Genomic DNA, 24,087 nt, shown 5'->3' on the forward strand with positions numbered 1-24,087 from the left:
ATATTAGAACTTTATTCTAAGTCTTTGGTTACCAGGCGTTTCAAGTTGGATTTTTGAATTTGGTATAAGAAAAAATACCTCCCTCCAACAGAAACGTTTTTATCGACAATCTTACCTTCTTTGGAAATATCGCGGAGTTCCTTTCTTCCCTTCTCAGAGAGATTAGGGATCGTATATGTTTTTAATAAGTTCAGAGACTTTTGTTCGGCAATTGTTTTTGCTTCTTCGGTTCGTTCTGATTCGGAGGGAAGAACACTAGATACAGCAACTTGGAATAAGGATTCAGAAAGAAATCCTTCCTTTGCTTTCGTAAATTCTAAAATTACTTCGTTTTCAGTATCTTTGGTTTGTGAGACTTCTTTTGTTTCTTTGGATTTACAACTCCAAACGAAAACAAGAATTGCGAAAGAAAGGATCATCCTTGATAAAGTTTTGTTCATTTACAGTTTCCTAGGTTCTAAAAGCGGAGTTTTCTCCACACGTTCCATTAATTTAGGTTGGATATTTCGGAATAGGAAAGCACATTTTGTGCGATCAGAATAATCTTCTTTATAAAGAACAAGGCCATCAAAGAACCAAGCGAAGTTATGAATGTTTTCGATTGTGTTCTCTTTTTGCATTTGGGGATTCCCTTTAACTTCGCCTAGGCTCTGTCCGGAGGATTGTGTCTGCAGTGAATTTGTAGCGGTTTGTCCTTGGATCGTCTGCGAATTTGTAGCGGAAGTAGTCGGTGTCACTTGAGTAGCGGAAGTGGCACCAGTTGCGGAAGTCATTTGTGGTGCATTGGCGATGAGCCGAGCTTGCCTGTCCTTTCCTTCCAAAGATTTTGAGTATTCATCAAAGCCTTCGCCGAATCTGTGTTTTTGTCTTTGGATTTGTATGAGGAAGGGCAGAGCCAGTCGCTCTCTTTCCACAAAAGCTCTTTGTTTGCAATCATTCCGACGGGCAATCCCTGAGACCTCTTTATACGTTACCGGAATTTCCACTTTGATTTGAAAAAATTCTCGAGAAATAAAACCTTCGTCACTTTCATTTTGGAGAGCTCGTTCCACATAACTGGGATCGGCGATGGTAAAGAGGCGACACGAACATAGGAGACTTAAAATTAGAAGTTTACGAACCATTTCCAACTTCAAGACTAGTAGATGATGTCGAAATTACGAATCTTTTTCCTTTGTTTTTTCCTACAATTTTTGCCCCTTTTTTCCCAGGACCAATTTTTTGGAACCTCTGAATCACAGTTTCGAGACAAGATAAAAACCGTTCGTTTGGACAATGGGCTGACTGTTGTGATGATGAAGAGAGGAACTTCTCCTACTGTTGCTTTGTACATTAAATTTCTGGTTGGAGCTGTGGATGAAACCCCTGAGGAAGCAGGAACCGCCCACCTTTTGGAACATATGCTTTTCAAAGGAACAAAAACAGTTGGTACCACAAACTACGAAAAAGAAGAAAAATACCAAAAACAAATCGAAGTTTGGGGAACGGAACTTGATGACCTCAAACTAAAAATTCGTGATTTGACAACTCGTGGCGAAACCATTCCACGTTCTTTAGAAGAGGAAAAAGAAACCTTAGAGCGCCGATTAAAAAAACTCATCCAATTACAAGATGAGTTCATTGTAAAAAACGAAGATTCTTATATTTATGAACAAAATGGGGAAGTGGGATTCAACGCATACACTTCGCAGGATGTCACCAACTACCAAATCCAACTTCCTAACAACCGAATCGAAGTTTGGGCAAAAATTGAATCCGATCGTTTGAAACATCCAATCTTACGTGAATATTATACCGAAAGAGATGTTGTGATTGAAGAACGTCGGATGCGAACTGACGATAGTGGGGCTGGTGTCCTTAGAGAAAAGTTTTTTTCAATCGCTTTTGAAAGTCATCCTTACAGAAAGCCAGTAATTGGATATTCTACAGGTCTTCCTTTTTTAAAAATTGAAGATACTAAGGCTTTTTTTCAAAAGCATTATACTCCAGACCGAATGGTGATTTCTGTTGTTGGCCAATTTGATTTTGCAGAAACGGAGTCCATCATCCGTAAGTATTTTTCTGACCTAAAACCAGGGAAACCAAGACCAATCCAAAAGGTGGAAGAAAAATCTTTTCCTGGTGAAAAACGATTCAAAGTTTACCATCCATCAGGAAGCCAAATGATGATGGGGTTTTTAAAACCTCCATATCCGCATAAAGACAATTCCTCGTTTGATGTATTGTCCACTGTCCTCACTTCGGGAACTGGATCTAGGTTATACAAACGACTTGTATTGGAAGAAAAGTTAGCTCTGAGCATTGGAGCTGCGAATGGTTATCCAGGAGAACGATATAAAAATTATTTTGTGTTTTTTATTAAACCGAATGAGGGTGCAAAACCTGAAGTCATTGAAAAAATCATTTGGGAAGAACTTTTCAAAATCCAAGAAACCGGTGTTCCGAAAGAAGAATTAGAGAAAGTCAAAAATCAAATGGTTTCCGATTTTATCAAAACCTTGGATGAAAATGCAAGTATTGCTGATCTGCTAAGTTATTATCAGCTGTTATATGGTGATTGGGCGGGTTTATTCAATCAATATTCGACCATTATGAAAACATCGTCGGCAGATATCCAAACGCTTGTCCCTACATATTTAACCAAAGATAAAGTCGTGATCGGTGTATTGGAAGACGTAAGGAAAAAATCAGAATGAAACGTATTTATCTACTTTTAATTGGAATTAGTTTTTTTAGTCTCTCGGCTCGTGAGATGGGGGATTTTGTGCGAGATTTACAATTCAAACCCTTGGAGTTTGAAGTTCCGGAAATCACTTCCATAAAACAATCATCAGGAGTTGAAGTTTTTTCTTTAAAAAATGGAGAGTTTCCCATAGTCTATGCGGATATCTATGTTTACCATGGTAGGAAAAATTTAGGCAAACGGGCGGTAGAGATCACAAAACTTCTGGAAGATAGTTGGGAATTGTCGGGATCAAAAACTTACCCAAAAGAAAAGTTCCTAGAAACTTTGGAGTTTTATGGAGCATCCTTTTCTGTTTCAATCGATTATGAAAAAACAATATTTAGTTTTGCTTATTTAAAATCGACTGAGAAAGAAGTGCTTCCCATCATTCAGTCATTTTTCGATTCTCCCAACTTGGATGAGTCCTTAATTGTGACTACCAAAGGGAAACTCACAGAAGAGATCAAAAGGAGAAATGACAATCCTACTGCTCTTGGTTCTAGGAAGGCAAAGGAATCTTTGTTTCGGGGAACCATAGCTGGAACTTCCATGCAAATTTCTTCCTTGGAAGCGGTGAAACTAAGTGATCTTACCGAATTCCAATCCGAAATTTTAAAAGAACCCAAACGAAGATTTCTTGTGACGGGAGATTATGATCTCAAATCGTTTGAAAGTTTTTTTTCTAATTTAGGTCCTAGTGTTGAAAATAAAAACGCAGAAGTGATTACCCCAACAGGTCTTTCTGAAAACGTAAAAAAAGAAGGAAAAAACATCCGACTTGTCGTAAAAGATCTCAACCAGACTTTCATTTCAATGATGGGGGTTCTTCCTGAACACAACCACCCTGATTTTTATGCCATTCAAGTTTTGAATTATATCATCGGGGCAGGTGGGTTTAACTCTTATTATATGAGAGAAATCCGAAACAATCGGGGCCTTGCTTATTCTGCAGGTAGTAATACCGAATTTCAGGAAAATTATGGAACCATTCAATTCTTTGCGATGACTAAAACTGAGTCAGCCAAAGAAGTTTTATCCCTTATGCGAGAACTCATTCAACCCAAACTCATTGATTCGCTGACAGAAGAAGAACTAGTTCGAGCAAAGAACGCCATCATCAATCAGTTTGTATTTCAGTTTGAAGATGATAAAAGGACTCTTGCCAGCGAAGTACGAAGGCGTGATCATAAAATGCCAGATGGATACTTACAAAATTTTAGGAAAGAAATTGATCGTTTGACACTTTCTGATTTAAAACGAGCAGGCAAATTGTATTTTCAATCAGACAAATTGATTGTAACCGTTGTTGGCCCTAAGGTTTTAGAGTCATCTTTTGGGGAAACAATAAAGGTGATACAACCGGAAGATTGATGTTAACAGCTAGTTTTGAATACAAGGGAATCAAATTTGAAGGTTTGTCTGAAGGTGGAATTCGGACATCCATCATTTGTCCTTCCCTTGATTTTATGTTTGATTTTGGATTTATCAATCCTGATAAAATTCATATAGGAAAGATATTGTTATCTCATGCCCATCTGGATCATTCCTGTGGGATTCCTTATTACGTATCCCAAAGAAGTCTAAGAAAACTCCCCGTACCTAAAATTTATCTTCCAAAATCTTTAGAACCCAAAATGTCTCAAATTCTAAAACTATATTCTGAAATTGAAGATTTTGATTATGAATGTGAACTGATCGGTTTGGATTTTGGTGACAGGGTTGAATTAAAACCTGGATATTTTTTTAAACCTTGGCAAAGTTTTCATCGGGTTCCTTCACAAGGTTATACTGTGTATGAAACCAAACGAAAATTAAAGAAAGAATGGACAAGCCTTAGTTCCGAAGAAATTCGAAACAAAAAAGATTTGGGTGAAGATCCCACAGAAGAAATTTCTGTCCCTTTGGTTTCCTTTTCAGGAGACACAAAAATAGAATACGTTTTAGAAAATGAAGATGTTCGCAAAAGCAAAATTCTCTTTATGGAATGTACTTACTATTGTGAAAAAAGAGATGTGGACCGAGCTCGGGAATGGGGCCATACTCATTTTGACGAAATTGTGGCCAACGCTTCTGCATTTGAAAACGAAGCCATTGTTCTCATCCATCCTTCCAAACGATATAGTTATCGTGAGTTAAACGATCTTGTCCGCAAAAAGACTCCTCCTATTTTAAAAGATAGAGTTTCTCTTTTTTTACCACCCAAATCATGAAACCTAGACCGAGCATTTACATTCCAGAACTTGAATCTTATATTGATTCGAGTTTGGTGTACAAACCAAACCCTGTGTTTGCTGAAATGGAAACGTATGCCAAAGAAAAAAATATCCCCATTGTCACTGCTGCCACCGGTGCTGTTTTATCTCATTTGGTTTCTCTCGTGAGGCCCAAACAAATTTTGGAATTAGGAACTGGGCTTGGTTATTCTACTCTTTGGATGGCCGTGGGTTCACCAGAGACAAGATTTGTGACTGTGGATCGTCATAAAGAACAAGCTGATCTGATGGACGGATATGCCCAAAAAATGGGAATTTTAGAACAAATCCATGTTAAACGAGTGACGGACTCTGTGATGGATTATTTAGAAAATGAATATTCGGAGTGGGTAGGATCAGATCTTTTTTTTGTGGATTGTGATAAAATCACCTACCCTGATATCTTTCGAATTCTCTGGAAAGAAGCAAAACCAGGGTCTTATTTTTTATTCGATAATATGTTGTGGCATGGAAGGGTCCTTTCTCCCGATCCAAAGAAACCTTCTGATTTAGCGGTGATGGCTCTTTGGAATGAGGTGAAATCCCAAGTTTTAGGTTATACTTTGTATCCTGTTGGTGATGGATTACTCTTTTTTCAAAAGGATAAAAAATAGTAGTCAAACCTCCTCTTTTCCGTGTATTCTGCTCCTTGGTTTAAGGAGAGCAAGTTTCGTGTTAAAAAATAGTTTCATCTTCCTTTTGTTTTGTATCTTTAGTTTCTCAGTTTTTGCCCAAGAGTCAGGGGGGCCTGAAAAAGGAAAAGAGTCCTTTGAGGAACTCGATAAACTGGACCAAGGTAATAATTTAGAACGCAAACAGTACAAAAACATTTCGGAAAATAACAAAGATAGAGTCATTAATGCCATAAAACTTCTAACGATTGTTACTGCTAACTTCGGAGATGAAGTTCCTGATTCAAAAACCGCTTTTGAAAAAATCAAAAAAGATTACCAAGTGGTTCTGCGTTATTATTATCGTCGTGCTTATATTGCCTCTGGAAAAGCAATGGTCGCTTTGGAAAAAGACATATCCTCACTTCTTGGAAAATTTTCAAAAAATTACGATACGAAAACTCAAAACCTTCTTGCTGAATGTGCCGATTTAATTACAAACCAGGAACAATCGCAACTTGTTGAAACTTCTGGAGAAGGATCAAAAGCCATCATCCCATACAGAGAGATTGCAGAAGCACAACAGAAACTGAGGATTGCTTATGGACAGATGGGTTTGGCTACAGATATGTCGCGGGATGACAGGTTTTACGATGCCATCGTACATTACCGAATTGCAAAAGATTATGGAATTAAAATCCTTTCCGACTTCAAAGAAGCAGAAGCGGATAAAAAAGCCATTTCCGATAAATACGGAAAAGACTTAAGTGATAATAGAAACCAAATCTTTAGCCAATCGCAAAACGCAAAATAGTTTATAAACTTTTTCTTTTCTCCGTTCCCAGGTGAGCGGAGAATGACCATCGTGGTCTTTTTGTCTTTTCATAACTTAAAAAAATCTTTATCAATTCTCTATATTGTATTTATTTCCTTTTCCTTGGAAGCTGTTCCTGTCTTTCGGATCGTAGTAGATCCTGGCCATGGAGGTCTTGCCAAAGACCCCAAGGCACAACATGGAGACAAATACGATAGTGTCACTCAAACTTATTTAGAAACATACAAACAAGGGACCGAACACGGGAATGTTACGGAAAGAAAAGTGGTTCTTGACTTAGCAAAAGAAGTCCACCGAGTCTTAAAACTAACTGAGACTGAAGCTGGTTGGAAAGAATTTGAAGAATATCTCAAACGTTTCTCTAAAAAATCAGATTTCCAACGAGTGATTTTTGAAAGTAAACTCACTCGTGAGTCGTCGTTTGATGATGACCCAAACTCTGATGATCCCAATTCTGCCTATAGGTTATATGATTTCCCAGACCAAAAAACAGGTGTAAGGCGAAAAGGTAGACTATCCAAAATCAATGAACTAAAACCTCAACTTGTTTTGTCCTTACATTTAAATCCTGCCAGTAAAGGACAAACGGGTGGGATGGGTGCGGTTCTCACTCCTGGTTATAAAACATTTTCAAAATTAAAAAAAATCTCCGATAAAAAAAGTTCAGCGAATAGTTTTACGAATAGTCCTTGGTCCGAATGGCTTATTTTCCAATCCGGTTGGACGAAATTAGAAAATGCCATAGCTGACACATGGATTTATTTTCATGGGTATTGGCCTAAAAAAAATGGAAAGGATACGGATCTTACAAAATTTGAAGGTTACCGCCAAAATATGGTTAGTTGGCATTACGCCGATGATCCCAATTGGGAAAAACAAATTGGAAAACCAGGGCCTTACGCAACAGACCATGAAACCTTTTCTGAAACGGGAAAGTTTTGGGAAAGGGAAAAAGGAAAAAAAGAAGAGTGGAGAAGGGAAGGTGGAAGAGAGGGATTTGGTGGCGACAACCATTTTGTGACAAAGGAACTAATGCGTTTTGTCCAGTATGGCCTCCCTGTTTTATTAAAAGAAAAGGACTCTCCTTATCCTGAACTTGGTCCCATCCAAAAACCTTACATTTCTACATATAGTTTGCCAACATACACCAATGCCCTTTGTGCCTTCATTGAAATTGGATATGTAAACCGAAGTCGTGATGTCAAATACTTGACCCAAAATAAAAAAGAAACTGCAATTTCTTTGGCAGTGGGCATTTATTCCCTGTTTGTTGGTCTGGATGTCAAAAAAATCCCTTCACTCCCATACAATCCGAAAGGTAAAAAAGTAAACTGGGAACGATATGAGAATTATTTTGATGAAGTTTTATAAGTAACAGTTTTTCCCATGAAACCAAAAAAAGAATCTTCAAAAGTTCTAGATCACCCCCTTTTCCAAGAGTTGATCTTAATGTACCAGTCATCTCTAGAGAAAAGATACTCTCCTGAAAATTTGAAACTTTACCCCGAATTTAGTTCCATTTCCCGCTCTAAAATTGACCAATTATTACATTTTTTTTTAGAATATCTTTATCCTGAGTATTCCAAACGAAAGGAATTAGACTCCGCCTTTGATGCGTTATCTGGCTTTGTTAACCATCCTACAAAAATTTGGGGGATTCTTGGAAACTTGGCCATGTCTATCTTCCGATTTGGAAAACACTTTCCAATGGCACTCAAAGCGGGTCTTGCTGCCTTACATTCTTATGTGACGGCACATCAGTTTGAAGAGGAACTTGTGATGGAGCTTGACCGTCATGAAAATCAAATTGGATTACTAGGTTCCGAGTTTGCGATGGAATTTCTAATCGCAAAGGTGGAAAAAGAAAAAGCAGATGCCTTTCGAAAGGACATTGGTGCACTTTTCAAAGTGTTTTCGAATGCAGAACTCATTCGAAAGATCATTTTGATCATGGAAGATATTCTTGTGAAGATGGAATCGAAGGGTGGTCTTTACACAGAAGAAGATCGGAAAGGAATTTCTCTAGGTGTTTCCATTTTAAAAGAAGGAAGAGAGATCTTTGATGAGATGAAAGAAGAGGAGATTTTCCTTGTCTTACAAGCCATAGACAGAATCGAAGAGGATTTTTATCTAAAGGCTTGCGAGAAGAATTCGAACTAAATTACTGTTGGTACCGATGGCCGGAATCGAACCGGCATGATGTTACCATCGGTGGATTTTGAATCCACTGCGTCTACCAATTCCACCACATCGGCATAATCAGTCTTCAGCTTCGATATATTTACCTTTTCCGCGGGCCACTATTTTGCCGATCTCATTTTCTATTTCAGCACGGTTTTCTATGATTTTTTTATTCTTTTTCACAAACCAACCACGTAAGTGGAGGGGTTCGTTTACCTTTGCAGGTTGTAAGAATCGAATCGTCAATTCACCTGTAGTGGTTTCGAAATTCATCGCTTCGTTGATCTTGACCATGATTTCGTCTAAGATGGTAGAAATAATACCTGGGTGGATTTGATCCGGTAAACCCTGGTATTTTTCGGGGCAGGTGTAATCACCGAAGGCAGTTTTTGTGTCTTCGTCGAAAGTGATTTTTAGCTGCAACCCGTCTGCATTGTCCGGTGAGGAGGCAAAGCTGAGATTTTTTTTCGCAACGGATTTCATGCCACCATGGAACGCAAGAATTTCTCTTGTGTCAAGCAGAAAAAGAACTTGCGGTCATTTTGGCCTAAAGACTTGCGTAAAATGCTGAGAAATTGAATATTCTTTGAGTCTACCTTAAGTTACAGCATAGTAAACCTCGAAAATATAGAGTAGAACCCTTTTATGTTAACCACCCTCATGATGTTACTCGGTCTCTCTGGCACTGGTGCCGACCTCAATGATATCGCTGGTAGCGAGGGGGGAGCCAGGCCATCAGGAGATTTGAGTCCACGTCAAAAAAGGCGGAAACAACAGAGAGAAACTTCCTTAGAAGAAGAACCAAAAAAAGAATCCAGGCCAAAGTCCTCAAAACAAGAAAGGACATCTCGTGGCGGGCGTGGTGAAGAATTAAATTTTCAAACAGATCCCAAAGAACCTAAGTCCAAACCCAAACCTCTTTCCGAAAGGTTATCAGATTTAGAATCGGATGATGAAGAAAATTTTGGGGGAGAAGGCGGTGGTGGCGGTGGGAAAGATACAAAACCAGGAAAGAAACGCCGTGAGAAACAAAAAGCTCCAAAAGACATCAGCGATCTCCCGTTAGGTGACTTTGGTGAAGACGGGGGTGAAACTCCATCCTCTTCTTCTGGTGAGAGACCAAGACGAGATACTCCAGATATCAGTTTCTCTGCTGATGATATCATTTCAAAAAACTCGAAGTATAGTTTTCACCGAAGGCCACTTCTCAATGCGGAAGCACTTGTGGAAGCCGAGCAGGTGGAAGAAGCCATTGAGATTTTTGAAAGGACGGGGAACCGAATCCCTGACCAAGAGATCAAAGAAAAAATCAAAAAAAACATCCAGGATCTAGAAGAGTTTTTAGAAGACAATCCTTCGCAGGGAAAGGGAGGAGAGCCAGGTAAGGGTGATGAAAAATCAGATCCTTCTGGGAAAGAGAAACAAAAGAAAAAAGAACCGAAACCTGGTCAAGGGCCGAAGGCCGACAAAGACTTAGGTGATCTTGTCAGTGCCTTAAAAGAAGTTTCGGAACTATTTGCGGAGTCCATAGCTCGTGCCATTCAGTTTGCACAGAGTAGTCCCCCGCCGAATTTTCCCCAAGCGAACCAACCCTTACCCCAACCGACATCACAACTGCCACCACCTCCGCTCCCACCAAGTTCATTAGAAAAACCAGGTGCAGGAGATAAACGCGGACAAGAGAATTCACTATCGACTCCGCAAGTGAACCAAACTGTTGCCGGGGGTAACCAACTTGTTCACCCCATAGTCTATCAGTTTTTACAATCAACGCCCGGAGGACCTGGAGTTGACCAAAAAGCAATACAAAACCAGGACCAACTTTTACAATCATTAAACCAAGGTTTGACGACCGGTGGGCTTGCAGGTGCTGCCCCTGGTTTTCCAATGGCACCTCCCGGCTCTGGAATTGTGGGTCCATTTTATGTTCCTCCAGATCAACAAGGCCAACCAGGGACACCGGGTATATCTGGTGGATCGGGAAGTCCTGGATATACTGGTGGTCCCAACCAACCTCTCGACTTACAAGCGCTTGCTGATCAAATTTCTAAAAAAGATGTATCAGAGTTAGATCTTCCCGAAGATACTTTTTTCTCTAATGATTGGAAACAGTTTAAGGATCTTCCTCTTGTTGATCGTAGGTCAGGGGAAGAAAGAAGAAAAAATGCTGATCGACGAACTAATATTGCAGGAAGAAAAGATAGACGTTCGGGAGAAGACCGACGAAAAAAAGACCGTTTCCAGGAGCGGGAAGATTTTCTAAAAAACCAAGCTTTAAAGAAGATTGAAAAAAAAGCAAAGGAACTTGAAGCCAAAGGAGAGGAAGCCTCTCTTAATGATTTACTAAAACCATACTTCCCTGACCAACCTGGATTAAAACTTCCTGATTTTTCTGATTTAGAACCAATTGGCCTTCCGGATCCAAACGATTTACGTAGGGATGAAAAGGAACCATCACTTCATCCCAGTGAACGTTCGTTAGAGGAAGAGCCCAATTGGTTGGAGACTACTACAGATGCTCTACGTCAGGAATTAGAACTCCCAGACCCAGTTGATCCCCAAACTGATCAATTAATTAAGCCAAAACCTGAGCCCAAAGAGCCAACCGATTCCAATAAATCAGAAACCATCATCGAAACGGATTTACCAATCCAAGTTGAGCTCACCAATCGACCATTAACAAGTGAAGATTTAAAGATTGGTCTTCCTGATGCAGATGAAGTCTTTCGGGATCGTAAACTAAAAGAAGAGGCTGGTGTCCCAGGAGAAGGGCCTTCGATTGAAGATGCAGAAGCTCCCGAAATTGAAATTGTTGATGGAAATTTGGGGGAAATTGCTGATGAAGAATCTCCTATCCCTCTGGACGAGATGGCGGAAAAAGCCACAGAAGAGGAACCAGAAAAAATCATCCACGGGGTTTTGGAACTCAAACCCCCCGAAGCAGATGATGCTCCCTTTTTAACACTTACTTATGACTTTGGAAAAATACCACATGCATTCCGTTTGTCGAAGAATTATTCGATTATGGAATACTCATATTATAAATACAAACCGATGTTAATGAAGGCACAAGAGTTTGCCCGTCGTAAGATGTTAAAAAATGCTTTGAACTACTACCGAGTCATTAAGTCACAAAATATTCCACCAGAGTTAAGGAAAATGATCAATCGGAACATCAGGGACATTACTGAGTTTATGGAAAAATTCTTGATGGCCAAAGGTAACTAACTCTTGACAACTTTTCCATTTTTCAGAGTCTAACAAACAAAGTAGAGGTATACTCCGATGAGATTGCGAAACCAAAAATAGGTAAGCAAAAACTAAATTTCAAATCCACTCTGTTCCTAATCCTTAGGACAAGGCTTGCTTATCTATTTCCCCTTGGAAAATACAGGAGCTTGTCGCATGTCCGATCATATTATCATTCAAAACCTAACGTACCAATACGAATCGCAGTCGGAACCTTTGTTCCAAAACATAAACCTTCATTTTTCGAAAGGTTGGACTGGTATTGTCGGAAAAAACGGAAGTGGAAAATCTACTCTAGCCAAAATCATTGCTAAAGAGATCCTTCCCGACAAAGGCAGTGTTTTGGGAAACGAATTTGTTTGTTCGATCTCGCAAGGAACAGAAGTTTCAGAGAAGGAACTAACTGATTTTCTTTACGATGATACCAAAGAGTCCGGATTTTGGAAGAACCTCCTTGCCATTACGATCCAATCGGTAGAAGATTATGAGTATCTTAGTTTTGGTGAAAAACGAAGGATTCTTTTGGCAATGGCTTTGTCAAAAAATTCGCATGTATTGATTTTAGATGAACCTACAAATCATCTCGATTCAAAAACTGAGCAAATCATTCGAAATGCCATTTTGTTTTACAAAGGTATTGGGATACTCATTAGCCACGATAGGTCTTTGTTAGATGAGATCGTTACCTCTTGTGTATTTTTAGAAAAAAAGTTCTTCTCACAGCGGCCAGGAAATTATTCCGAAGGCAAAAAAGAAATGCAAAGAGAAGCAGAAGAAAGAATTCACAATTGGGAAATCGCAAAGACGGAACGTAAAAAACTGGATGCCGAACTGAAACGAAGAAGGGAAGAAGCAAGTCTCTCTCATAAACATAGATCAAAGAAGGGACTTGATCTTCATGACCATGACGGCCGTCAAAAAAAGAACTTAGCGAGAGTGACTGGTAAAGATGGCCAAGCAGGGCGATTGAAAAATCAAATCGAAAGAAGAACAGAACATTCGTTACTAAGAGAAAAAGAATTTTGGGAAACACTCCCGGAAAAAGAAAATTTAGGAATTGTTTGGAAGGCCTCTTGTTCGAAAAGAAACACCTTATATTGGTTTGATGATAAAAAACTTCATTTGGATCATTTGTCTTTTACTTTGTCGAATCCTTTGGAAATACTTCCGGAGGCAAAGATCGCTATCACAGGGGCAAATGGATCGGGAAAGTCAACTCTCCTTCGGCATTTGGTCCAAACCTTCCAAGAGAAAGGAATTTCTTATTTGTATCTTCCTCAGGAATTTTCAAAAAAGGAATTGGCTGTTTTACTTTTGGAATTTCAAAACTTTGCGGATGAGAAAAAGGCCAAAGTGCTTTCGGGAATTCATAGGCTTGGGAGCGACCCAAAACGATTTTCTGAATCAGAATCTCTCAGTCCAGGAGAAGGGAAAAAACTTTTCCTCGCACTGCATCTGGAAGAGAGCCCGGAAGTAATTCTATTAGACGAACCAACCAACCATTTGGATCTCAAATCTTTGGAAGCTTTAGAATCATCTTTAACGACACTCAGTTCTGCTCTTGTGGTGGTCAGTCATGACCGGAGATTTGTGGAAACATTGGCCAAGGAAGAATGGTGTTTGGAAAACCTGTCGCTCGTTCAAAAACATCTAGACAGAATCTAAGGATTGTACTTAGAATAATTCTAAGGAGTGACTTTATGCCACAAGTGACATCACATGCCCCAGATTTTAAAGCAACTGCAGTGATCGGGGACAGTTTTAAAGAAATCAAATTGTCTGATTACAAAGGAAAATGGGTGGTACTGTTTTTCTATCCGCTCGATTTTACATTTGTTTGTCCGACAGAAATTATTGAATACGATGCAAAACTCGAAGATTTTAAAAAGATCGGAGCTGAAGTTTTGGGAGTTTCTGTTGATAGCGAATTTTCACACTTAGCTTGGAAAAAAACTGCCAGAAAAGAAGGTGGTATTGGAGAGATCAAATACCCACTCATCGCTGACAAAACAAAAGAAATTGCAAAGTCTTTTGGAGTTCTCATCGAGTCTGGTCCAGATGCAGGAGTTGCGCTTCGCGGAACTTTTATCATCGATCCAGCGGGAATCATTCGCCAAGCAACTGTTAACGACCTTCCTGTGGGACGTAACATTGAAGAAGCAGTTCGCCTCATCAAAGCTTTCCAATTTGTGGAAAAACACGGTGAAGTTTGCCCTGCGAATTGGGACGAAGGAAAGAAAACGATGAAAGCAGATCCTACAGGATCCAAGGCTTACTTCGCTTCTGTAAATTAATTTAGTATTCTCTACAAGTAGAGAAGGGAGAAACAATGGAATCAACAACCGACTTAGACAAGGTTTCCTTAGGATTTTACAAACCTGATAATTTTCCAAAAGGGCTCACTCGTAAGGTTGTTGAATCGATTTCCCATATTAAAAATGAACCAAGTTGGTTATCTGAATTTCGTTTAAAGGCTTTTGAAGTTTATGAACAGAAACCCATGCCAACTTGGGGATTCATTCCGCAGTTTCAGATCAATATTGATGACTATGTGCATTACGTAGGTTCCAACCAAAAAAAGAAAAAATCTTGGGACGAAGTGGATCCCGAAATCCTACGTAGTTTTGAAAAATTGGGAATTCCCGAACACGAAAGGAAGTACCTTGCCGGAATCGAAACCATGAACGATTCCGAAACCATTTATGCCAATGTCAAAAAAGAACTCACTGATTTAGGAATTCTTTTCTGTGACATTGATACCGCCATCCGTGAATACCCAGAACTGGTTCGGGAATATTTGGGAACTGTAGTCACCATTGGTGATAATAAGTTTTCGGCACTAAACTCCGCTGTTTTTAGCGGTGGATCTTTTGCTTACATTCCTAAGGGAGTCAAAACTCCCATGCCTCTTCAGGCATATTTTAAAGTAACGGCTGCTAGTTCTGGACAATATGAACGCACACTTCTCATTGCAGACGAAGGAGCTCATTTGGAATACAGCGAAGGTTGTACCTCTGTCCAAGATAAGGGGACCAACTTCCACACGGCAGTGGTAGAGCTCGTAGCCAAAAAGAATTCTAAAATCTTTTATACCACCATTCAAAATTGGAAAAAGAATATGTACAATTGGACTGTGAAACGAGGGATCTGCGAAGAAGCCGCTCATATCACTTGGACCGATTGTAATATTGGTGCCAATACCATCAAATACCCAGGGATCATTTTACAAGGTGACCATTCTACGGGTGATGTTTTGTCTTTGGCCTTTGCCGGAAGTGGGCAAGTGCAAGATACGGGGGCTCGGATCATCCATGTCGGTAAAAACACTCGTTCCAATATTTTAGCGAAAGGTGTGGCCCTCGATGGAGGAATCAATTCCTATCGAGGACTTGTCAAATTTGAACCATCTAGCAAAGGATCTTACAGCCATATCAAATGTGATGGACTGATGATGGACAACCGTTCTCAGTCTCATGCCTATCCTTACAATGATGTATCAGGGGAAGAGGGAACTTTAAACTACGAAGCCACTGTCTCTAAAATTGATGACGACCAATTGTTTTATCTTCAATCCCGAGGTATGAATGAAGATGATGCAAAGTTACTCATCATCAATGGATTTTGTGAAGGGGTCACCAAACACTTAGATGTGGAATATTCTGTTGAGATGACAAAACTCATCAAAATGATTTTGGAAGATGGAAAGGTGATTGCCGAAACATAAATTTCGGCCATTCATTTTCTAGAAGATTCTTTTTTCTATTTCGTCCCGGTTCTGCCACAATGGTTGCACTAGCGGTGGCAGTTTGATTCTCTATGGTTTTTATTTCTTAAAAATAAGAAGTGCTACGGCTGCACTGGCAATCAGTAATCCCAAAAATTCTCTCACCTCTTCCACTTCCATGCCAAAGTAGGGAGTTTGCGAAAAATAATACCCTGACAAAACGAGATAAATCGGAATCAGAATCCATCCCACAAACTTGGGAACTGGACGAAACAAACTGGCAAGGGCAATCAAGGCCACAAACGCATAAATGGGAAACCAAAGGTAAGGATCCGGGTCGTTCAATTGTAAATAGGCAAAGTAGAGGAAAAGAGGAACAGAAAGGATTCGAAAGAGTTTCATAGATGCGGTTAAGTTTTTTGATTGCGGAGAGAAATCCAAGCCAATTATCTTATTGAGGGAACCTTAAGTAGAATGAAAATCCAAACCTTTGTCTTATTTTCTTTTTTGTCTATGTCTGTCTCTTGTGATGATATAGGCCGTAGTATCTTAAAAAATTACAATAAAAAGTATGAAACCGATGGCCAGGTGCTCGGATCCAAACCACTTTTTATCGGTGTTGATGCAAAGCGCAAACAAGTGACCGTTTCCTTACAAGAAGTGGTAAAAGTAAAAGAACCTACAGACATCCAGTTCCCACCGGGGGACAGTCCTTTTTTATTTGCCCTTGAAAAGGCGGGAAATATGATTCTTTTTCACAGAGAAAAAAAGACAAGCCGTGTGCTTGCAAAATTCCCTGTGATCACAGACAGCGAAGAGGGTTTACTTGGTCTCACCTTCCATCCTAAATTTCCCAAACAACCAAAGTTATATACAAACTATGTAAAGTCCATTGCGGGAAAAGATGTCACCATTGTTTCCGAATGGGAAGTGGAAAACCCTACCGATTTTGATTCCATGAAACTAACTAGCGAACGAGTGTTATTGCAAGTGGAACAACCCTATCCCAATCACAATGGGGGACAATTGGCCTTTGGCCCTGATGGACATTTGTACATAGGGCTTGGGGATGGAGGTTGGAGAGCGGATCCCAAAAACAACGGACAAAATCCAAACACTCTTCTTGGTTCTATTTTAAGAATTAGTCCTACGCCAGATGTAACCTTAAAAAAACCATATTCCATTCCTACGGACAATCCTTTTGTGGGAAAGGTGGGTTTTGCCCCAGAGACTTATGCTTACGGAATTCGAAATCCTTGGCGGATGAGTTTTTCACCTGACGGGCGTTTGCTTGTAGCAGATGTGGGACAAGATGCTTATGAAGAAGTGGATATCATTTTATCCGGAAAAAACTATGGGTGGAACCAAACAGAAGGATTCCATTGTTTTACTGACGGCTGTAATACGGTCCTTTACCAACCGCCATTTTATGAATATGGAAGAGACGAAGGACAATCCATCACAGGTGGGTATGTTTATACTGGATCTGCCATTCCGGATTTAAAGGGAATGTATGTGTTTGGAGATTTTATCCAAGGTAAAATTTGGGCCATCGCTGTGCCAAAACCTGGAGAAAATACAAAGATCACAGAAACGATTGCTCTTGGAAAATGGAACTTACTCATTCCTACGTTTGGTCGGGACAATGAGGGAGAAATTTTTGTGGCAGATTACCAATCAGGAACCATTTACAAAATGGTAAAACCGTAATCATTGGATCAGACAGTGTTTCAATTGATTTATCTTTTTTAGTTTTATGGAAGTTTCTTTAAGTTTTATTTATGAAAAAACTATTTTCTAAATTGCCGTTTTACATTCGGTTCCATTTGCTCCTTGCGGGCCTTGGAATCGTATTTCTTACCATCTACCGTGTCGCTTTTTTTACCATGTATTCCTACAGGATTCATGATAAATCAACTTGGATTCTATTAAAAGCCTTCCTAAAAGGCGCGCGTTTTGATATTTCCGTCTTGTGTGTGTTACTCGGCGTCAGTTTGCTTTATTCGAGTTTGCATTTTTTTAATCGTAATAAAATATACAGAGCAGTTTGGCGAACCTTACCTGTTATTTTTATCATCCTGCTTCTTTTTCTTCTCATCGCAGATTTGATCTATTATGAAAACGGAAACAAACATTTGGGATACGAAGCCTTTGCTTATCTTGGGTTTGAGATGTTGCCACTTGTTGGATCTGCTTTTTCCCAAAATCCTTTCCTATTTTTACTAGGAATTCTTGTGATTTCTGCCATTGGGTTTGGAATTTATAAAATCCAATCCAAGTTCCCTTATTCCCATGTAAACTTACATTATAAATGGGCTGGTCTCCAATTCCTTGTGGTGCTGGCTCTTCTTGTTCTTGGAATCCGTGGGGGTGTTCAAACAAGCCCACTTCGTACCAGTGATGCCATCATTACCAAAGAAACCATTATCAATGATTTGGTTCTAAATCCGGGTTTTACTGTCATCACAGACTTAAAGATGACCAAAGTGGATGACCGCCATTTTATGAAGTTAACCGAGGCAAGTGCCATTGTCCAAAAAGAAGTGGCTTATCCCGGCGCAAACTTTGTGAGTGAAGAATATCCACTCCTTCGTAAAACAACAGTTACTTCAACAAAACCTTTGCCACATATAGTTGTTGTGGTTCTCGAAGGTTGGACTGGAAAGTTCATTGATATCATTGGAACGGGAAAAGTGGATGGGAAGGTTGTCACTCCTTACTTCAACCAACTGATCCGCCAAGGAATGTTTTTTAAAAACTTTTTTGCCAGTGGGGGAAGGACAACAAACGGTCTTATGGCATTGATGGGTGGAATTCCTGATAGGCCGGGCCTAACAGCAGTTCGCACTCCACAAATTCTCAATCGTTTTTCTGGCCTTGGGAATATTGCCAAAACCATCGGGTATGAAACTTTATTTGTAACGGGAACTGACCTTAGTTTTAATAACAAAGGAAGTATCATGTATCATTGGGGTTTTGATACTCTGGTCGGAAAAAATGAGTTAGAAAAAAATCCTGAATACAAAACGGGGCCTTGGAGTTATTTGGATGAAGCATCACTCGATGCCATGCACAAACGTCTTCTGAATGTAAAACCAGAAAAACCGATCGTATCAGTCATCCATACAGGAACCACTCATTATCCTTACAAAGTTCCTGAGGAAAAGTATCGTTTGTTTGAGTCCACTACACAAGACAGTGAATACTTAAATGTTTTGCATTATGCGGATTTTGCTTTGAACGAATATATGGAAAAAGCAAAAAAAGCACCTTACTTTAAGGATACGGTTTTCTTTTTTGTTTCTGATCATAGCCACCACCGGTTTCTCAACTACTACGAAGATAGAAATGTTCCTCTACTCATTTATGCTCCTGGAAAAATCAAACCAGAACTAAGAGAAGACATCACTTCCCAACTGGATTTGATTCCCACTATCCTTGGGTTTATGGAAAGAGAAGTTTACTTTAGTGTGATGGGCCGCGATTTGAGAAAAGTAAAAGGATCCTCTGCTTATTTTGCTTATGGGAATATCTTTGGATGGATTGAAGATGATTTTTTGTATTACCAATCTGTGTCTGGCGGACAAGGGGAAACCAAAACCATTAAGTCCCCGTTTGTGGATTTGGGGCTTTGTTACAAGGATGTCAACTTATGCAAAAAACATGGGGATAAAACAAAGGCGTTTTTAAATTTAGGAGACGAACTCCTGAAGTCGAACCAATTGTTCCCTTCGGAGTCCGTTTTAAAAGAGATAAAAAACTAATACCAAGTATTCGAAATATTACTGAGATCAAAAAAAGTCTTTCGTTTGATGACAATCCAAACAAGGGATACAAACGAGAGACCGATCAGTGGGATGGCAAAAATTTCAATATTAGGAATATTGGAATAAACTAAAGCCGCCACAAAGGCTAAGATAAACAATACGTTTCTTACCACTTCTGTTCTTCTTGACCATCGTTTCATCTCCATCGTTCGATCAATCGAAAACAAACTAAAGATGATTACAACAGATAAAATTCCAAGAGTCACCATGTCTTTTTCCAAATTGATTTTGGCAACTTTCCAAATCACAAGACCCACAGCCATAAGAACTGCTGCTTGGAGTGCCACATAGATCATCACACCCATGGGAGGTTTGGGATCATATTTTAGAATTTTTGTTGGCTCTGGTGCTTCGTCGCCACTTGTGATGAGATAACTTGGTTTCCAACCAGGAGGTCCAAAGATGGTTTTAAAAACATCACCAAAAGATTTACACTCCAGAATTTGAAAAAACATATCCTTGAACACGTGTAAGTTGACAGTGATGGGATTGAAGGAATTAACAGGTTTTGTCAATCCATAGATTGGTTCTTCCGTTTCCCATTCAAAGGATCCAAACATCCGGTCCCAAATGATAAAGATACCGCCGTGGTTACGGTCGATGTATTTTTTTTGCACCCCGTGGTGGACTCTATGGTTCGAAGGAGTCACCATAAACTGTTCGAAAATTCCTAGTTTACCCACAAAACGAGTATGAACCACAAACTGATACACTTTTAGAATTCTATGGCTCAGTAAAAACATCTCCCAAGGAATTCCAAGAAGGGCCATGGATAGAAAATAAAGATATTCGAATATTCTTTGTAATCCATTTCCACGAAACGCTACAGATAAATTCATTTCTTGTGTGGAATGGTGGGTGACATGTGTGGCCCAAAACAAATTGATTTCGTGGCAATGCCTGTGGAACCAGTAATAAACAAAATCAGCAAAAACAACAGCAAAAGTCCAAGCACCAAGAGCCGGCCAGTTCACAGAAAAACTAGGGGAGAATTGAAACGGACTTTCCAAAGGAAAAAAATGGTAACCTAAGGCGGAGAGCGAAAAATTTGTCTCTACTTTGTCGTAAACATAGAGTGCTCCCAGGAGGATGACCACTCCAATCAGTGCAAAGATCACACCCGTACTTACATCGGCAATGAGAACGTTTAATCGGTAGTATTGTTTGCCTTTGATGTAGGAAACAAAGATTTCGATTCCTATCAGTGCGACCATGACGATAAAGGCATATTCCATAAAGGCGTCGCTATTCATTCGTAAATTTCCCTCACTAGATACTAGGCTTTTGAATCACAGTGTGTAAGTCAATGTCCATTTGACAGAACCATTTTTCGAATAGGTTTCTTTTGAATTTCAATTTAGACTTGTTTCAGGAAAGAATCTAAGGTATGTCTAAAAGAATTGCTGTAATTTCTTGTCCCGTCGGGGGGCAACGAAAAGATTGGCTAAAGGTGGGAAATCCAAACAAATGAAAGAGGAAATACCGGTTCTCAAAGGGAAAACCAAAAAAGAACTAGAAGAAATCTGTGTTTCTTTGGGTTTGGAAAAATACCGAGCGGCACAAATTTATACAGGCATTTATAAGAGTCGTTATACGAATTTGGATCAGTTTACCACCTTATCCAAAGAAGTCCGTGAAAAACTAAAACAACATACTTCCTTTCCAGAAATTGAACTGGGTCGAGACCTTGCCTCCAAAGAAGATGGGACTCGGAAATTCACTTTTTATGTAGGTGAAAACAAAGAAATCGAAGCGGTTTGGATTCCTTCCGGTGATGGGGGACGAAAGACCATCTGTATCTCTTCCCAAATTGGTTGTACTCTCAATTGTAAATTCTGTGCAACAGGACTTTTGGAATACAAGGGCAATCTCCATACTTGGCAAATCCTAGATCAAGTATTGCAAGTGGAACGGCTTGTTGGCGACCGTGCCACCAATATCGTTTTTATGGGAATGGGTGAACCCATGCACAATTATTTTTCTGTGATGAAAGCGGCCCATATCCTCAGAGACCAAGATGGATTTGGCCTTGGAGCACTTCGAATTACCATTTCCACGGCCGGTGTCACCACAGGGATCAATCGATTTATCGAAAACAAAGAACCTTTCAATTTTGCGATTTCTCTCAACCATCCAAACCCCAACTCACGTTCATCTGTGATGGATGTAAACGACAAACATCCGTTAGAGAAACTGATCGAATCAGCAAAACGATTCACTAAGGAACTGGACCGAGCCATTACCTTTGAATATGTAATGATCCCGGAAGTGAATATGGGTCGTGACAATGCGGAACGACTCGCCAAAATTTCTCGTTCTGTAAACAAATGCAAAATCAATGTCATCCCTCTCAATACAGATTTTACTGGATGGCGTAGACCCACAGATGATGAAGTCAAAGATTTTGTTATGCATCTCAAAGCTAAAACAACAGCTCCCATCCTCAATCGCAGAAGTCCTGGTCGGGACATCAATGGTGCTTGCGGAATGTTAGCGTTAAAAGGAATACGAAGTGAAACTAGGTAATTGGATTTTAACTTTTGCGTTGGTCCTATTGGTAACAAACTGCCAAGATATAGTCGAAAAAAAATGCCAAGCGGCTTGTGAAGTTTTTATCTCTTGTACAGAAGAAGAACTAAAACTCACTTTAGCACCTGATGTGAAACGCACAGGTAGGATCCAATGTATGGATGGATGCACCACTCATAATAGTGATATTTTACAATGTTATGACCAAGAACCCAATTCCTGTAAAGGATTTGGACAATGCCTAATCCAAATTGGTACCTTAGAATGAAAGAAACACTTAACACATCCGAAAGAATTTTTTATCGAATTTTACTGCTCCTGGCAGCCCTTCCTGTTTTGTTCACTCTGCCTTTGGATGTGATTGACATTGATAGTTCGCAGTATGCAAGTATTAGCCGTGAACTCGTGTTATCTGGAGATTTTTTTACTTTATTTGACAATGGTAGAAGATACTTAGATAAACCCATCTTAACCTTTTGGACCATTGCAACTTCGTTTTCTCTTTTTGGAATCAGTAATATTGCCTTCCGAATTCCGGCTATTTTACTCAGTTTACTTTCCGTTTATTCCATTTATCGCATTACCATTTTAACAGGTGGAAAAGAAAGACAAGGTTATTTGGCCTCTTTTGCTTATCTTTTGGCACCTGGATTTTATGCGATGGTTGTGGATCCAAAAATCGATGTATATCTTACCGCCTATTTGGTGTTTACGTATCATTTTTATTATTTAGGAAGAAAGAAAAATCCTAACTATTTTTACTTAATGTATCTGATGATGTCTATGGGATTTATCACCAAAGGTCCCATTTCTGTGGTCATTCCTGCTTTGTCTATTGGTGGGGATATTCTATTTCGAAGGGATTGGAAGTTACTTCTATCGATGCGAGTGCCAACAGGAATTCTCGTTCTTGCGTCCCTCCCGGCTTTTTGGTGTGTTCTATTATACAAAAGTTTTAATTCCTATGGGCCATCTTTCTTTTTGTGGATCCAATCCTTTGGTCGTTTCTACAAAGAAATGTATGATGTGAAGTTCGATCCATTTTACTTTTATAAATCTTTTTCATGGGCTTTCTTTAGTGGAGTGGTGCCCATGATCATTTACATTGCCTTTCGCACTTATAATTATATCAAATCCCTTGGATGGAAAGAAATACTTCGGAAAATCCGTTCGAACGAATACAAAAACATCGACTTTGTGATTCCGTTTTGGGTATTTCTCTTTTTGTTTTTGATTTCTTTTTCTAGATTTCCACTCCCGCAGTACACGTATTGGGTGCTTCCGGGGGCTGCTCTTTATTTTGGAAAGATTGCCGAAGAAAGTTTATTCCGTTCGAGTGTAGAAAGACTTCGTCCTTCTTTTCTCATTGCAGGACTTGTCTATCTCGTGGGGTATTTTCTCATTCCGGTTTTTGTGGCAGATGTAGGTATCGTGTATTATGTATTCGGTGCCATTGGAATTTTACTGATTTTGTTACTGGCCCAACTCATTCCTTTGGAAGTGCTTGTCACACTCGTTGGTGCTACTTTGTTTTTTAGCTCCATTAGTTTACAGTTTTATCCACTCCTCACAAGTTACCAACCAGCAAAAGAGTTTGGTGCCAAAATCAAAGAGTTGGAGCCAAACGAACCGGTTGTGTATACATTTTGGTTGTCCAATTCCAAAAGGTCTTACGGGTTTTATGCAGAGAGAAACTTCCGCAACGTCTATGATAAAGACAAATTGGACCGACTTTGGTCGGAAAAACCAGAAAGGCTACTCATCCTACCTTCGGAAAAACTAAGCCAATTAGAAGAATTTGCCGGAAAGGAATACACGGTTGAGCCGGTTCTGGAAAGGGAATCCTTCAAAGTGGCCACTCCCACGGTCGGTTTTTTGAAAAAAGAGACAAGGAGCCTTGTCACAAAGAAAATTTCTTTGGTTTGGCTAAAAAAAATTCAGGGGAAATCTTCTAAAAATTCGAAAGTATAACTAGGCTAAATTGTGTAAGTCTGGTTTTTAGGGCCCTTCGATGTCAGAATCAGGGCCTTTTTTTTTGCCCTTTTTGTGCCACCAAAACATCCATTGCGGATTCATCCTAACTGAACATTGTTTTCAAACGAAACAAAAAAGAAGCTTGTCAGTTTGGAAATTAATTTCAATAAATCCTTCGTT

At 39.5% G+C, this 24,087-nt stretch carries 21 protein-coding genes and 1 tRNA gene; 16 read left to right on the forward strand and 6 right to left on the reverse strand.

The window, feature by feature from the left end; genetic code table 11:
• Positions 1–11: 11 nt before the first annotated feature.
• Positions 12–440: a lipoprotein gene (locus EHQ47_RS06280; RefSeq protein WP_135747558.1), complete on the reverse strand. Its 429-nt coding sequence runs from the start codon at positions 438–440 to the stop codon at positions 12–14.
• Positions 441–1,124: a hypothetical protein gene (locus EHQ47_RS06285; RefSeq protein WP_135747559.1), complete on the reverse strand. Its 684-nt coding sequence runs from the start codon at positions 1,122–1,124 to the stop codon at positions 441–443. It lies immediately after the preceding gene.
• A gap of 21 nt (positions 1,125–1,145) precedes the next feature.
• Between EHQ47_RS06285 and EHQ47_RS06290 the strand changes: the two genes are divergently transcribed.
• Genes EHQ47_RS06290 through EHQ47_RS06320 form a run of 7 tightly spaced genes read left to right on the forward strand, consistent with a single transcriptional unit; the run spans position 1,146 to position 8,583 of the window.
• Positions 1,146–2,696 carry a M16 family metallopeptidase gene (locus EHQ47_RS06290; protein WP_135776788.1) on the forward strand — a complete coding sequence of 517 codons (1,551 nt, stop codon included), beginning with the start codon at positions 1,146–1,148 and terminating at the stop codon, positions 2,694–2,696.
• Complete coding sequence (locus EHQ47_RS06295; protein WP_135747561.1) at positions 2,693–4,096, forward strand: M16 family metallopeptidase; 1,404 nt, start codon at positions 2,693–2,695, stop codon at positions 4,094–4,096. Before EHQ47_RS06290 ends, EHQ47_RS06295 begins: the two co-directional genes overlap by 4 nt.
• Positions 4,096–4,935, forward strand: coding sequence for an MBL fold metallo-hydrolase (locus EHQ47_RS06300; RefSeq protein ID WP_135692985.1), 840 nt, complete (start codon positions 4,096–4,098; stop codon positions 4,933–4,935). The genes EHQ47_RS06295 and EHQ47_RS06300 overlap by 1 nt, the downstream gene beginning before the upstream one ends.
• The gene (locus EHQ47_RS06305; protein ID WP_135776789.1) at positions 4,932–5,591 is read left to right on the forward strand and encodes an O-methyltransferase; all 660 of its coding nucleotides are present in this window, start codon (positions 4,932–4,934) and stop codon (positions 5,589–5,591) included. The genes EHQ47_RS06300 and EHQ47_RS06305 overlap by 4 nt, the downstream gene beginning before the upstream one ends.
• Before the next feature lie 58 nt (positions 5,592–5,649).
• Positions 5,650–6,402, forward strand: coding sequence for a hypothetical protein (locus EHQ47_RS06310; protein WP_135747564.1), 753 nt, complete (start codon positions 5,650–5,652; stop codon positions 6,400–6,402).
• Between the two features lie 42 nt (positions 6,403–6,444).
• Positions 6,445–7,794: an N-acetylmuramoyl-L-alanine amidase gene (locus EHQ47_RS06315; protein ID WP_425269560.1), complete on the forward strand. Its 1,350-nt coding sequence runs from the start codon at positions 6,445–6,447 to the stop codon at positions 7,792–7,794.
• Positions 7,795–7,809: 15 nt separating this feature from the next.
• On the forward strand, positions 7,810–8,583 hold the full coding sequence (locus EHQ47_RS06320; protein ID WP_135747565.1) for a hypothetical protein: 774 nt from the start codon (positions 7,810–7,812) through the stop codon (positions 8,581–8,583).
• 8 nt (positions 8,584–8,591) lie between these two features.
• Here EHQ47_RS06320 and EHQ47_RS06325 read toward each other — a convergent pair.
• Both EHQ47_RS06325 and EHQ47_RS06330 read right to left on the reverse strand, forming a co-directional pair.
• Positions 8,592–8,678, reverse strand: a tRNA-Leu gene (locus EHQ47_RS06325).
• Between the two features lie 4 nt (positions 8,679–8,682).
• Entirely contained in the window at positions 8,683–9,087 is a 405-nt protein-coding gene (locus EHQ47_RS06330; RefSeq protein ID WP_002973585.1) for a PaaI family thioesterase, read from the reverse strand.
• 162 nt (positions 9,088–9,249) lie between these two features.
• On the opposite strand from EHQ47_RS06330, the gene EHQ47_RS06335 reads away from it, so the two are divergent.
• From EHQ47_RS06335 to sufB, 4 genes are all read left to right on the forward strand, one after another.
• Positions 9,250–11,832, forward strand: coding sequence for a hypothetical protein (locus EHQ47_RS06335; RefSeq protein WP_135747566.1), 2,583 nt, complete (start codon positions 9,250–9,252; stop codon positions 11,830–11,832).
• A 177-nt stretch (positions 11,833–12,009) separates the two neighbouring features.
• Positions 12,010–13,518 (forward strand): ATP-binding cassette domain-containing protein, encoded by a 1,509-nt coding sequence (locus EHQ47_RS06340; RefSeq protein ID WP_135747567.1) that lies wholly within the window; start codon positions 12,010–12,012, stop codon positions 13,516–13,518.
• 35 nt (positions 13,519–13,553) lie between these two features.
• Positions 13,554–14,147 carry a peroxiredoxin gene (locus EHQ47_RS06345; protein ID WP_002973954.1) on the forward strand — a complete coding sequence of 198 codons (594 nt, stop codon included), beginning with the start codon at positions 13,554–13,556 and terminating at the stop codon, positions 14,145–14,147.
• 35 nt (positions 14,148–14,182) lie between these two features.
• Positions 14,183–15,577 (forward strand): Fe-S cluster assembly protein SufB, encoded by a 1,395-nt coding sequence (gene sufB / locus EHQ47_RS06350; RefSeq protein WP_135747568.1) that lies wholly within the window; start codon positions 14,183–14,185, stop codon positions 15,575–15,577.
• Between the two features lie 99 nt (positions 15,578–15,676).
• Here sufB and EHQ47_RS06355 read toward each other — a convergent pair whose 3' ends face one another.
• Positions 15,677–15,979 (reverse strand): transmembrane 220 family protein, encoded by a 303-nt coding sequence (locus EHQ47_RS06355; protein ID WP_167483265.1) that lies wholly within the window; start codon positions 15,977–15,979, stop codon positions 15,677–15,679.
• Between the two features lie 72 nt (positions 15,980–16,051).
• Between EHQ47_RS06355 and EHQ47_RS06360 the strand changes: the two genes are divergently transcribed.
• Positions 16,052–17,287, forward strand: coding sequence for a PQQ-dependent sugar dehydrogenase (locus tag EHQ47_RS06360; RefSeq protein WP_135747570.1), 1,236 nt, complete (start codon positions 16,052–16,054; stop codon positions 17,285–17,287).
• A 71-nt stretch (positions 17,288–17,358) separates the two neighbouring features.
• On the forward strand, positions 17,359–19,341 hold the full coding sequence (locus EHQ47_RS06365) for an LTA synthase family protein (protein ID WP_135747571.1): 1,983 nt from the start codon (positions 17,359–17,361) through the stop codon (positions 19,339–19,341).
• On the opposite strand, the gene EHQ47_RS06370 is transcribed toward EHQ47_RS06365, so the two are convergent.
• Positions 19,338–20,657, reverse strand: coding sequence for a sterol desaturase family protein (locus EHQ47_RS06370; RefSeq protein ID WP_135747572.1), 1,320 nt, complete (start codon positions 20,655–20,657; stop codon positions 19,338–19,340). The two genes, EHQ47_RS06365 and EHQ47_RS06370, sit on opposite strands and share 4 nt — an antisense overlap.
• Before the next feature lie 214 nt (positions 20,658–20,871).
• Here EHQ47_RS06370 and rlmN point away from each other — a divergent pair, with 214 nt between their 5' ends.
• The 3 genes from rlmN to EHQ47_RS06385 are packed head-to-tail and all read left to right on the forward strand — an operon-like array spanning position 20,872 to position 23,904.
• Positions 20,872–21,930, forward strand: a complete 1,059-nt coding sequence (rlmN, locus tag EHQ47_RS06375; RefSeq protein WP_135747573.1) for a 23S rRNA (adenine(2503)-C(2))-methyltransferase RlmN — start codon at positions 20,872–20,874, stop codon at positions 21,928–21,930.
• Positions 21,917–22,201 (forward strand): Cys-rich protein, encoded by a 285-nt coding sequence (locus EHQ47_RS06380; RefSeq protein ID WP_135747574.1) that lies wholly within the window; start codon positions 21,917–21,919, stop codon positions 22,199–22,201. The genes rlmN and EHQ47_RS06380 overlap by 14 nt, the downstream gene beginning before the upstream one ends.
• The gene (locus EHQ47_RS06385; protein WP_135776790.1) at positions 22,198–23,904 is read left to right on the forward strand and encodes an ArnT family glycosyltransferase; all 1,707 of its coding nucleotides are present in this window, start codon (positions 22,198–22,200) and stop codon (positions 23,902–23,904) included. Before EHQ47_RS06380 ends, EHQ47_RS06385 begins: the two co-directional genes overlap by 4 nt.
• The last annotated feature ends 183 nt before the right edge of the window (positions 23,905–24,087 follow it).

The sequence above is a fragment of the Leptospira bourretii genome (assembly GCF_004770145.1).
In the GTDB taxonomy this organism is placed as follows: Bacteria; Spirochaetota; Leptospiria; order Leptospirales; family Leptospiraceae; genus Leptospira_A; species Leptospira_A bourretii.